This window comes from Rhizobium tumorigenes (assembly GCF_003240565.2).
Classification (GTDB): Bacteria; Pseudomonadota; Alphaproteobacteria; order Rhizobiales; family Rhizobiaceae; genus Rhizobium; species Rhizobium tumorigenes.
Window position 1 is genome coordinate 250,772 of the sequence record NZ_CP117260.1, and the last position, 12,251, is coordinate 263,022.

The 12,251-nt window shown below is 59.9% G+C and carries 10 protein-coding genes and 1 pseudogene; 5 read left to right on the top strand and 6 right to left on the bottom strand.

Translation table 11 applies throughout. The features are described 5' to 3' along the window. Positions 1–54 precede the first annotated feature (54 nt). A complete protein-coding gene (locus tag PR017_RS28075; RefSeq protein WP_111221686.1) occupies positions 55–567 on the top strand; it encodes a DsrE family protein in 513 nt (170 codons plus the stop codon). Further along, the gene (locus tag PR017_RS28080; RefSeq protein WP_111221687.1) at positions 560–1,171 is read left to right on the top strand and encodes a TlpA disulfide reductase family protein; all 612 of its coding nucleotides are present in this window, start codon (positions 560–562) and stop codon (positions 1,169–1,171) included. The genes PR017_RS28075 and PR017_RS28080 overlap by 8 nt, the downstream gene beginning before the upstream one ends. A gap of 27 nt (positions 1,172–1,198) precedes the next feature. Here PR017_RS28080 and PR017_RS28085 read toward each other — a convergent pair whose 3' ends face one another. From PR017_RS28085 to PR017_RS28105, 5 genes are all read right to left on the bottom strand, one after another. After that, entirely contained in the window at positions 1,199–1,969 is a 771-nt protein-coding gene (locus PR017_RS28085; RefSeq protein ID WP_111221688.1) for an SDR family oxidoreductase, read from the bottom strand. Further along, positions 1,966–2,961, bottom strand: coding sequence for an ABC transporter permease (locus PR017_RS28090; protein ID WP_111221689.1), 996 nt, complete (start codon positions 2,959–2,961; stop codon positions 1,966–1,968). The genes PR017_RS28085 and PR017_RS28090 overlap by 4 nt, the downstream gene beginning before the upstream one ends. A gap of 62 nt (positions 2,962–3,023) precedes the next feature. Then, entirely contained in the window at positions 3,024–4,064 is a 1,041-nt protein-coding gene (locus PR017_RS28095; RefSeq protein ID WP_111221694.1) for a sugar ABC transporter substrate-binding protein, read from the bottom strand. A gap of 32 nt (positions 4,065–4,096) precedes the next feature. Beyond that, the gene (locus PR017_RS28100; protein WP_111221690.1) at positions 4,097–4,867 is read right to left on the bottom strand and encodes an ATP-binding cassette domain-containing protein; all 771 of its coding nucleotides are present in this window, start codon (positions 4,865–4,867) and stop codon (positions 4,097–4,099) included. After that, complete coding sequence (locus PR017_RS28105) at positions 4,864–6,003, bottom strand: ROK family transcriptional regulator (RefSeq protein ID WP_111221691.1); 1,140 nt, start codon at positions 6,001–6,003, stop codon at positions 4,864–4,866. The genes PR017_RS28100 and PR017_RS28105 overlap by 4 nt, the downstream gene beginning before the upstream one ends. A gap of 366 nt (positions 6,004–6,369) precedes the next feature. Between PR017_RS28105 and PR017_RS28110 the strand changes: the two genes are divergently transcribed. The 3 genes and pseudogenes from PR017_RS28110 to PR017_RS28120 all read left to right on the top strand — a co-directional run. Then, complete coding sequence (locus PR017_RS28110; protein WP_425070066.1) at positions 6,370–7,473, top strand: alanine racemase; 1,104 nt, start codon at positions 6,370–6,372, stop codon at positions 7,471–7,473. A 174-nt stretch (positions 7,474–7,647) separates the two neighbouring features. Next, positions 7,648–9,069 carry an ISNCY family transposase gene (locus PR017_RS28115; RefSeq protein ID WP_111218748.1) on the top strand — a complete coding sequence of 474 codons (1,422 nt, stop codon included), beginning with the start codon at positions 7,648–7,650 and terminating at the stop codon, positions 9,067–9,069. 555 nt (positions 9,070–9,624) lie between these two features. Next, positions 9,625–9,888, top strand: a pseudogene (locus PR017_RS28120) (helix-turn-helix domain-containing protein); the annotation flags it as partial. Positions 9,889–10,021: 133 nt separating this feature from the next. Here PR017_RS28120 and katG read toward each other — a convergent pair. Further along, a complete protein-coding gene (gene katG, locus PR017_RS28125) occupies positions 10,022–12,211 on the bottom strand; it encodes a catalase/peroxidase HPI (protein ID WP_111218745.1) in 2,190 nt (729 codons plus the stop codon). Positions 12,212–12,251: the final 40 nt, after the last annotated feature.

Here is a 12,251-nt window from a genome sequence, read left to right on the forward strand (position 1 = left end):
TTCCAACCCGCGTTAAACCGAAGCTGTCGTCTAAAGTATGAGAAAGCAAATCGTATGAAGTTCGAGGAGGATCGTTTTAGGCTGCTGCGGCGTAGCGTGATGACGATGATGTCGTTCGGGCTCGTTGGCCTGGCCACTGCAAGCCCTGCCTTGGCATCCGAGCCAAGCCCTGCCGCCATTCCCGCCGGAAAACGCAAGAAACCTCACCGCGTGATATTCCACGTCGATAGCGGCGATGAGGCAATCATGGGTCATGCGATCGGCGGCTCCATGAATTTGAGCCGGTACTATGGCGACAAGGGCGAGCCACCGCTGATCGAGATCGTCGCAAATGCTGCGGGCATCGCGATGTTTCGCGCCGACAAATCTCCGCTTGCCGATCCCATCCGCGCGCTGCGGGAACTCATCCCCGGGCTGACGCTCAGTGTCTGTGGCTCCTCGAAAGCAATTGCCGAGAAAAAGGAGAGACAGGAAATAACGCTGCTGGAGGGCGTCAAGGTAGTCCCTTATGGTGTAGGGAGGCTGGTTGATCTCCAGGAAGCCGGATGGAGCTATATCCATGCATGATCTGAAGACGCGCGGGCTGCGCAAGCCGTTAACGCGGCGGAGCGTTGTGGCTGGCGGCCTTGGTGCGGCAGCTACCCTTGCCTATCCGCACGTTGCGCCTGCGCGCTCTTTTGACAATCCGCCGGTGTTTTATTCTGACCATCACCAGTTCACCATTCTGGAGCCATCGCTCGTCATGGCGCCGACGACGCTGTCCGGCCTCGACGGGAAGCCAAAAATCCTGAAGCCTGCCAGTGGCAAAGTAACATTGGTCAGCTTCTGGGCAACGTGGTGTGTCTTCTGCAAGACGGATATTCCTGCCCTGGCGAAACTGAAGGCTTCCATGGGAAAGCGGATCGACGTCGCCGCAGTTTCAATCGACAAGGGAGATCGCGGAGACGTCAAGCTCTTCCTCTCCGATCTCTCCGTAGCGGGCTTGCCGATCTACCTCGATCCGAACGGTATAGTCGCGGGAACGGATGCTGCCTCAGGCCAGCAGTTTCCGCTTTATGGAATGCCGATTACCTATCTGGTAACGCCTGATCAGCACATAGCGGGCTATATCGCGGGGACGGCGGACTGGCTGAGCAAACCGGGCCAGGACCTGCTTTCCTATTACAGTTAGCTGTCAGTCCGCGGTCCGCAAATCCGTTCAGGTCGGCAGGATCTTGAAGTCGGCGCCTTCCGGCAACAGCTGTCCGCCATCAACGACGATCGTCGTGCCCGTCACGTATTTCGCGTCGTCCGATGCGAGGAACAGGAAGGCGTTGGCGACGTCCCGGGGCGTTCCGAGACGGCCGAGCGGGATCGAATCTTCCATGTTCTGGATGAACGCGGCGCTGCGGTGTAGCTGGACGGCCTCCGTCAGGATGTTGCCCGGCTCGACGCCGTTCACGGTGATGCCGTAGGACGAGAATTCCAGTGCTGCCGAGCGGATGAAACCGTTGATGCCGGCTTTGCTGGCCGCATAGTGGCCATGACCGGGACTGGTGACATGCGGGCCGGTTATCGACGAGGTGAAGAGGATGGTGCCCGACCCCTGCGCCTTCATCGGCGTGAGGGCTGCGCGTGCGGCATTGAAGCAACCGCGCAGGTTGACGGCCAGCACCCGGTCCCAGTCATCAGGGGTGGTGTGTTCGATCAGCTGCCAGGGATAGATGCCGGCGTTCTGGACGATGATGTCGAGGCGACCATGGCGCTCGATGGCGAGCGAGACGGCAGCGACAGTCTCCTCCATCGATGAGACATCGGTGCGAATAAAATCCGCTCCGAGTTCCCTGGCGGTTGCCTCGCCCTCGTTTTCCTCGAAATCGGCGAGCACGAGCTTTGCGCCCTCTTCCTTGAACCGCAGGGCGACGGCCTTGCCGATGCCGCGCGATGCGCCGATGACCAATGCTACCTTGTCTTTCAGTCTGTTTGTCATGCGAGCCTCTGGCGAAGTCTTTGTTTGAATGTGTCGAGAAGAACGGCGGCGAGCACCAGGAAGCCGTGGATGACCTGGGTGTAGTTTGCCGGCAGTCCCATGAGGTTGATGGCGGTGTTGATGGAGGAAAGCAGCAGCACGCCGGCATAGACGCCCGGCAGGCCTCCGACGCCGCCCTTGAGGCTGACGCCGCCGATCACCACCGCCGCGAAGGCATTGAACAGCAGCCCGACGCCGAGATTGGCAGTGGCACCGGATGTGCGGATCGCCAGCAACCAGCCTGCAAGCCCGGCTATGGCACCGGCCATGACGAAGGCGAGGATCAGGTTACGGGTAACGCGAATGCCGGCCCGGTATGTCGCGGTTTCGTTACCGCCGATCATCACCAGGTGCCGACCGAATTTCGTCTTCGACATCATCACCGAGAAGATCAGGAAGCAGCAGATGGCGATCCAGGCCGAAAGCGGAATGCCGAGGAACCGCTCGATGGCGAACCAGCGGATGGCCGGCGTAAGGTCCTGGGCCGATCGTCCGCCCGAGATCGCAAGCACGATGCCGCGCACCCAGATGAACGACGCCAGCGTGATAATGAAGGCACTCATCTTCAACTTGACGACCAGCACGCCGTTGAGGAGCCCGATCAGCCCGCCGATGGCACAGGCGATCAGCAGGGAAACGGGGACCATGAGCCACTCGGGCGACAGCTTGATGCCGAGACCGATGCCGGCAGAGCAGAAGAGGATACCAACCGCCATCGCCGAAAGGGCGGCAACGGATTCGACCGAGAGGTCCATGTGGCCGGTGATGATCACCAGCGCCAGGCCGATCGACATGACGCCGAGCACGCTCGACGCTTCGATGATGTTGGTAAAGATGCCGATCTGGAAAAAGCTCGGGATCACCGCCGAGAATACGGCAAGCACGAGGATAAGCATGAACCAGACGAGATTATCGAGAACGTATTCGAGCGTTTTGCGTGTACGAGGCGTCATCAGGCAAATCCGAATTGGAGGGGAGGGGTCCGGGGTGCTGTGACCCCGGACGGAAGGTCCGACTACTTCACGGATTCAATCGTTCCAGCAGGTGGCTTCAGGTTGCCCCAGAATGCAGGGTTGTCGACATTGGCCTTGGTGATTGCAGAGCCCGGGACTTTGATGTTCGGACCCCATGGCTCGATCGTCACTTCGCTCTTCAGGCCCAGCACGTCGTAGGTGCCGGCCTTGATCTCCTGCTTGGCGACCACCTTGTCCATGAACATGGCAACGGCGGCTGCCTGGGCGTAGAGCGGCTGTTCCACTTCGGTGTTGAGCCAGCCCTTGCGGATCAGGTCGAGGCCGACGGGTGCGCCGTTCGAGCTCATCAGCATGACGTCGCCCGGCTTCTTGCCGGCTGCCTCGAGGGAAGCCACCGCTGCCACCGAGAGATGGGCTGCATGCAGGAAAATCAGATCGATATCGGGATTGGCGAGCATCTGGTCGGAGACGATGGTGCCGGCATTGCTCGCTTCCCACTGCATGGCGGGAACCGAAATGATCTTGACGCCGGGAAAGGCTTTCATCTTTTCCTCGAAGCCCTTCTGGATATCGAGAGTGTAGGGGTCGCCGGGGTCGCCGAGGACCTGCAGGATCTTGCCCTTCACGTCACCCTTCCTGGCCTTCAGCATCGCCTCGGCCTGGTCGCCGGCGATATGGCCGATCTCGACCGTACCTGCCACGGAGGTGAAATCTGATGGGGTCGAGGTGACCTGCCGGTCGAATTCAACGACGGGAATGCCGGCAGCACGGGCTGATTCGATGGAAGGCTTCAGCGCGTTGAAATCGACGGCAGCGAGAATGATCGCCGCAGGCTTCAGCGCCATGACGTCGTTCATCTGCGACTGCTGGGCGTCGGTCTTGTTGTCGGCATTGAGTGTCTTCATGTCATAGCCCGCCTGCTTCAGGAACAGTTGCAGGGCATTGACCGAGCCGGTCTGAAATTCGTCGAGCAGGGTCGGCACAAGGTAATAAACGGTGCCCTTGCTTTCGGCGGCGGCTGTCGTGAGCATGGACAAGCCGAGCACCATGACGCTCAGCAAGGTTAGCACTATACGCTTCATGATCGTTCTCTCCAGTTTGAGCCGGACCCCGTTCATTGTCTGCCCACCGGTCCGGCTCCGGCGAGAGTTTGCCCTGTGATCATCTCGATCACTGCATCCGGGCTTGTTTTGCTGCACTCGACATCGCCGGCGACGACGCCATGGCGAATGACGACAATGCGATCTGCGACTTGGAAGGCCTGTTGCATGATGTGGGTGATGATGACGACGCCGATGCCCTGGTTGGCGACATGGCGGATCATGTCCAGCCCACGCCGCGTCTGTTCGACGCCGAGTGCCGCAAACGGCTCGTCCAGCAGCACCAGCTTTCCGCCCCAGTGGACAAACCGGTTGAGCTCGATCGCCTGGCGCTGGCCGCCGGACAGGTGCTCGACCTTGGTGCGCATGGAGGGAATGCGCGTTCCGGCGCTGGACAATGCCTCGCTGGTGATCTTCTCCATCGCCTTCTCGTCGAGAAACGGTATGCCCGCGAACTTGCGGGTAATCTCCCGGCCCATGAAGAAATTGCCGACCACGTCGACGTTGGTGCAAAGCGACAGGTCCTGGTAGACGGTCTCGATACCGGCTGCCTTGGCTTCCGCAGGAGTTTTTGCCTGGAACTCCTTGCCCTCGAAGAGCATGTGGCCGGCAGTTGGCTGCAGGCCACCGGAAATAATTTTTACCAGTGTCGACTTGCCGGCGCCATTGTCGCCGAGAAGTGCGACGACCTCGCCCTTTCCGATCGAGAAACTGATGCCCTTCAGGGCTTCGATCGCGCCGAAGTTCTTGCGAACACCATCGAGGACGAGCAGTTTCTCAGTCATACGGCAATCCCTTTTTCTGCAGTTTCAAACATCTGGCCGAAGCGTGGCGAAAGCGCCCCGAAGACCGCAAGCGCCGCTGCGCCGCGCAGCGCTGAATACTGGCAATCGCTCGCCACCATCACGCGTGGGTGGGCGCGGTCGGAGCGGGCAGAAACCGAGCTGTTGAGCCCGTCGACCAGCGAGGCCAGCTCGTCTATCAGCGGCTGTGGTGCCAGGCCGCCGATGACGACGGTTTCGGGATCGAAGAGGTTCTCGATGGTGCGGATCGTGTTGCGGAAGATCGGCGCGATCTCGCGCACCCAGTCGGCCTCCGACAGTCCGCGCCGGTTGAAGGCATCGAGTGACAGATAGCGCTCCAGGCAGCCGTGGTTGCCGCACGGGCAGGGCTCGCCGTCGGGGACGGCCGGCATGTGGCCGATTTCCCCCGCATTCCCCCAGGCCCCCCGCATAACGAGGCCGTCATGCATCATGGCGCCGCCGAGGCCGACGCTGAAGAACAGGTAGTAGTAATCCGAAAGCTGCTGCCCGAGGCCGTAAAGCTGCTCGCCGAGCGCTGCGGCTGCCATGTCGTTCTCGAAGAACGCAGGCAGGCCCGTGGCGTCGGCAAGCCGCTGGCGGATGTCGACGTTCTTCCAGCCGATCATCGTCGTGGAGCCGACGAAGCTCATGGATTCGACGTCGAAGGGTCCCGGCAGCGCCAGGCCCGCGCCCAGCAACCGGCCGCCGCGAAGGCCTGCCTTCAGCTCGGAGATCATGTCTTCGATCAGCGCGAAAGCTTCGTCCGGCATTGGATTCAAGGCGACGCAATGGCGGCTGTCGACAACGTCACCGAGCAGGTTGACCAGCGCGGCCTCGATGAAAAGCGGTGTGATGTGGATCCCGATTGAAAGCCCGCCGTCGGGATTGATGGTCAGCGTCGAGGGCGGAATGCCGCGTCCGCGGGGCTCCTCTTTTACGGACAGGATGAGGCCCTGTTCCTCGAGTTCGCGGACGATGGTGGAAACGGTCTGCACGGTCAGTCCCACTCGGGTGGCGATATCGCCACGGGTGGTCGGGCCGAGAAGCCGGATCGATTCCAGCACGATCCGCCGGTTGTACGGCCTTCCCGACTCCTGATTGGTGCCCCGCAATGCCATCCCAAAACTCCATGCAAGCTCAGGATGGCAGCACAATTCTATTTAGTCAAATGGTTTTCATAAATAATGATGGCTGTCGATTCTGCCGTTTTCCTAGGCAAAAAATTGTTTATTAATGTCGCGATCCATCATTATCGCAGGATTGCCGCAAGACACGCCGATGGATTTGGAGAGGGAATGGTCGTGCAGGCCTCAGGCCCCGTGAGCGATATGTTCGGCGCCATCCATTGTCTGGGGGACGGTTAGAGATGCTCGTATTGTCGCTCTTTCGTGATCTTCGGTTGACAGCCCGTCCAGCCTTGGGGACGTTCGCGTGCGAGGCGACGAGTCGCCAGCCAGATGCCGATAGCGCCAGGAGTACAGACGATGCTGCATGCCCGTCCATTCGAAATGATGCCCAAGCCGGGCGATGCGATTGCCGACCTTTCAACGCCACGACCGGTCATCGACGAGGACAGGATGACGGCGAACATAGAGCGGGTGCAGGCCTACGCGGACAGCCACGGGCTGGATTTTCGCCCACATATCAAGACACACAAGCTGATCAGCGTCGCCGCACAGCAGGTCGCAGCCGGCGCCAAGGGGATAAACTGCCAGAAGGTCACCGAGGCCGAGGTCTTCGCCGATGCGGGTTTCGACGATATCCTGATTACCTTCAACATTCTCGGCGCCGAGAAACTCGATCGACTTGCCGCCCTCAACGAGCGCATATCGAGCCTCAAGGTCGTGGCCGACAGCCGGATAACGGTCGATGGACTCTCAGGCCGTTTCAACAGTTCGAAGACGCTTACGGTGCTCGTCGAATGCGACACCGGCGCCGGTCGATGCGGCGTCGCCGATCCTGACCAAGCCTTTGATCTGGCGCGATATATCCACGAGAGCTCGGGTCTTGTCTTCGGCGGACTTTTGACCTATCCAAAGCCGGATTCGGCGAATGCAGTCCAGGCCTATTTCGCCCGTGCCGCGGTGCTGCTGGCAGACGCCGGTATCCCGTGCCCTGTTATCAGCAGCGGCGGCACACCGAGCCTGTTCGACGGGCACGATGTGAAGGCGGCAACCGAATACAGGGCAGGCACCTATGTCTACAATGACCGTTCGCTGATCCGCGCCGGACATTGCACCGAGGCCGATTGCGCCATGACCATTCTCGCCACCGTCGTTTCACGCCCGGCACCCGGCCGCGCCGTGATCGACGCTGGAGTAAAGGTTCTCACCAGCGATCTGCTCGGCTTTTCCGACTACGGCCTCGTCGCCGACTTTCCGGACGCCGTCATCAAGGCGCTCTCCGAGGAACACGGGGTCATCGATATCTCCGCCTGCAACGACACCTTTCCCGCCATCGGTGAAAAGATCCGCATCATCCCGAACCACACCTGCGTCGTGACCAACATGTTCGACACCATGGTCTTCCACCGCAACGGCATCATCACCCGCACCGAAGACATCGCCGCCCGCGGCATGGTCTGGTGATGTTCCATAAGATGGATTACGCATTTACGGGCTGTAGCGGCTATTTAGTAATGCGACAGTTGGGCCAGTTAGAGATGCGACAGTCTCGCCTTTCGATGCACTGGTCAACATCAACGTTGGGAGCAAGGATGACGACGTCCAGCCTGGTGGAGACCAGGAGCGAACGGAGTCGTCATGTCCTGTTTGATCACCATGTCACAGAAAGAATTGCATCGCCTCGAAGTCATCCAGAAGATCCGGGATCATCGCTTGAGTGTCGTTCAGGCGGCCGAACTGCTTGATCTCTGTCGCAGCCAGGTCCACAGGCTGCTGCAGGCTTATGACAGTGCCGGTTCGGCCGGCCTCGTGTCGAAGAAGCGATCACGACCCAGCAATCGCCGCCACAGCGAAGATTTTCGCAATGCGGCGCTGGATCTGATCCGGGAACGCTATCTGGATTTCGGTCCGACGCTGGCGCGTGAGAAGCTGATCGAGCTTCATCAGATCTCGGTGGCCAAGGAGACGCTGCGCCAATGGATGACCGAGGCTGGTATCTGGACCTCGCGCCGAGCCCGCAAGAAGCGCGTGTTCCAACCGCGCGGCCGGCGCGACTGTTTTGGTGAACTCGTCCAGATTGACGGCTCGCATCACTGGTGGTTCGAAAGCCGCGGCCCCAAATGCGCCCTGCTCGTCTACATTGATGACGCCACCGGCAAACTGTTGCATCTGCGCTTTGCCGGATCGGAGAACACATTCGACTACCTGCATGCGACGAAGGCCTATCTGCAGCAATGGGGCAAACCGCTGGCTTTCTACAGCGACAAGCATGGTGTCTTTCGGGCGACCCATGCGTCGGAGAAAGACCGGACGAGCGGCCTGACGCAGTTTGGACGCGCGCTTTATGAGCTGAACATCGACATCATCTGCGCCAACACCCCGCAAGCCAAGGGCCGGGTTGAACGCGCCAACCAGACGCTGCAGGATCGGCTGGTGAAGGAGTTACGGCTACACGGCATCGATACGATCGCGGCGGCCAATGCCTATGCGCCGGAATTTATCGCCGACTTCAATGGTCGTTTCGGCAAGTCACCACGCAATCCGAAGGACATGCACCGGTCGCTGGCCGATCATGAGAACCTTGATGGCGCTATGTGCCGGAAGGAAGTCCGCACGTTGTCGCAAGCTTTGACGCTGCGCTACGACAAGGTGTTGTTCATTCTCGATCCGACTGACCTCTCCAGGCCACTTTCGGGAAAGAAGGTTGTTGTCTGCGATTATCCCGACGGTCGCCTCGAGATCATGCACGAGAGCTTTGCCCTGCCCTACAGAACGTTCGACAAGCTGCGGTCGGTCCATCGGCCGGACGTCGTTGAGAACAAGCGTCTGGACGACATGCTGTCTGTTGTCGCCGAGATGCAGGCCGGGCGCGAACTGCACCGTAGCAAGAGCGGTCCCCGCCGCACCGGCCAGACGGATCACATGTTCGGCATTCGCGACGGCAGCCAGGGCAATGGCTATCAGAAGCGCGGTCGCAAGCCGAGGACAGATTACATGAACGACCCGGCGGTGATTGCAAAGCGGCAGAAGGCGCTGGCGCGGATGGAGGCTGCCGAATGAACAGAAGCGCACATCGTCTCAAAGCTAAAGCCGAAACGGTGTTCTCCACCGCCCCCGCTCCGCCCTTGCAACCCGGACCAGCCGGGCGGATCGGGGGCTGACCCGCAGAGCCAGTGTCGCATTTCTAAATGGCTGACACCGTCGCGTCTCTAACCAGCTTTGACACGGGCTGTAGCGGGGGTGGGTTCAAGGATGAAATGCGACTTGCCAATGATTTCAAGAGTTTTAATTTGGAGATTTTGGTATGTCTCGATGCTATACGCAGATCACCCTCGCCGATCGCCGACGCCTGCATCACCTAGTGGCGGCAAACGTTTCCATCAAAGGCAATTGCGCGTCAAAGCTTCACATTTGATCGTGGTACCGAGTTTGCCGGGCTCAGGGCTTTAGAAGATGGGATCGGTGCGTGCAGTAGGTTACGACAGCTGATCCCTATCCTGCAAAGCAGGCATGATGCACTTGGATAGCTTCTCCACCGCAAAGTTGAAGTGTCCTGTTTGTGCAAAGTTGGAATGTCATACTCCCGGGGTCTGATTGACGTGTGGGAGATTGCAGATGGGATTGATAGCGATGAGCGAGCGCGATCTTCAGCGGATCGAGGTTTTGTCAAAGGTTGTCGATGGGCGGATGACGTTAGTGACGGCGGCGCATGTGCTGGGCTTGAGCACGCGCCAGATGCATCGGCTGCTGGACAGTTTCCGGACGACGGGTGCGGCTTCGATCCGCCACAAAGCAATTGGGCGACCGTCGAACAACCGGGGCAGTTCTGGTTTTCGCGATTACGCAGTGATGTTGGTTCGTGAACGCTATGCGAATTTCTGACCGGGCAGTTCATGCTGGAGGAAAATGATGTGGCGCGGGCGGTTCAGAGCGTCTCCAGACTGCACCACAAAACGCAAAGGGGAAAGGCCTCTGTGGCCCTTCCCCTTCGTGGTAGAAGAATACGCAGCTATTATTTCTTGAGATCGAAACGGTCTGCGTTCATGACCCGCGTCCAGGCGGCGACGAAGTCCCTCACGAACTTTTCGCCGGAATCGGACTGCGCATAGACTTCGGAAATCGCCCGGAGCTGCGAATGAGAACCGAAAATCAGGTCCACACGCGTTCCCGTCCAACGCCGTGCGCCCGTCTTGCGGTCCCGACCTTCGTACACGCTTTCCGAACCCTCGACAGGTGACCACACCGTGTTCATGTCGAGCAGGTTGATGAAGAAGTCGTTGGTCAACGTCTCCGGCCTGTCGGTGAACACGCCATGTTCCGGCTGTCCCACCTTTAGAACCCGAAGCCCGCCAACCAGAAGCGCCATCTCCGGTGCGGTCAGCGTCAGCAGTTGCGAACGATCGACCAGTGCTTCTTCCGGCCTCATATATTGCCGGCCGCTTATATAATTGCGGAAGCCGTCAGCGCGTGGTCGCAGTGCCGCGAAGGAGGCCTCATCCGTCTGTTCTTGGGATGCGTCCATGCGGCCGGGGGTAAACGGGACTATGATATCGTAACCACCTGCCTTTGCCGCCTTTTCGATACCGGCAGAGCCTGCAAGGACGATCAGATCCGCCAAAGAGATCTTTTTACCACCCGACTGAGCACTGTCGAAGTCGGCTTTGATGCGCTCCAAAACGGCCAAAACCTTCGCCAACTGTGCCGGCTGGTTGACCTCCCAGTCTTTTTGCGGCGCGAGCCGGATGCGTGCGCCGTTGGCACCGCCGCGCTTGTCAGAGCCGCGGAATGTCGATGCGGAAGCCCAAGCGGTCGATACGAGTTCCTGAACAGTGAGACCAGAGGCAAGTACCTTGGCCTTCAGGCTGACGATGTCTGCATCATCCACCAACACATGGTCCACAGCTGGAATGACGTCCTGCCAGATCAGATCTTCCGCCGGAACTTCCGGCCCAAGGTAGCGGATCTTCGGTCCCATGTCGCGATGGGTGAGCTTGAACCATGCCCGGGCAAACGCATCGGCGAACTCAGCGGGGTTTTCCAGGAAGCGCCGGGAGATTTTCTCGTAGGCAGGATCGACACGCAGCGCCAGATCGCTGGTCAGCATGGTTGGAAGACGCTTTTTCGACGGATCGAACGGGTCCGGGATTGAAGGTTCGGCGTTCTTTGCGACCCATTGCTTGGCGCCGGCCGGACTTGTGGTCAGCTCCCATTCGAAACCGAACAGGTTCTCGAAATAATGGTTGCTCCACTGCGTTGGCGTCTGCGTCCAGATGACTTCGAGGCCGCTACCGATCGCGTCGGCACCGACGCCGGTGTTAAACTTGCTGGTCCAGCCAAGCCCCTGGGCCTCGAGTTCGCCGCCTTCCGGATCGATGCCGACGAAGGAAGGATCGCCTGCACCGTGGGTTTTGCCAAAGGTATGGCCACCTGCGATCAGCGCGACGGTTTCTTCGTCATTCATTGCCATCCTGGCAAAGGTTTCGCGGATGTCACGGGCGGAGGCAAGCGCATCGGGATTGCCGTTCGGACCTTCGGGATTGACGTAGATCAGCCCCATCTGCACCGCGCCCAGCGGCTCGGCCAGCTCCCGTTCTCCGCTGTAGCGCTCGTCGCCGAGCCAAGAGCCCTCCGGCCCCCAGAACAGTTCCTCAGGCTCCCACACATCGGCGCGACCACCTGCAAAACCAAAGGTCTTGAAGCCCATGGATTCGAGGGCAACGTTTCCGGTCAGGATATAGAGGTCTGCCCAGGAAAGCTTGTTGCCGTACTTTTGCTTGATCGGCCAAATCAGACGTCGGGCCTTGTCGAGGTTTACGTTGTCTGGCCAGCTGTTGAGAGGCGCGAAACGCTGCTGGCCGGCGCCGGCGCCGCCGCGGCCATCGGTGATACGATAGGTGCCGGCGCTGTGCCAGGCCAAGCGGATGAACAGACCGCCATAATGGCCGAAATCAGCGGGCCACCAATCCTGGCTGTCCGTCATCAACGCCTGGAGATCGGCCTTCACGGCGGCAAGATCGAGTGTCTTGAATTCTTCGGCGTAGTTGAAATCCTTGCCGAGAGGATCGGCGCGGCCGGCACCGTGGTGAAGGATCTGGACGTCCAACTGGTTGGGCCACCAATCGCGGTTGGAGCGCTTTTTCGGCGCCGGCGCATGCGCTACGGGACATTTGGCGCCCTGAGCGCTGGCTGGTTCGTGGTCCATGATTTTCTCCTCGAAAAAATGCGTCCGCGTTGGAGCATCG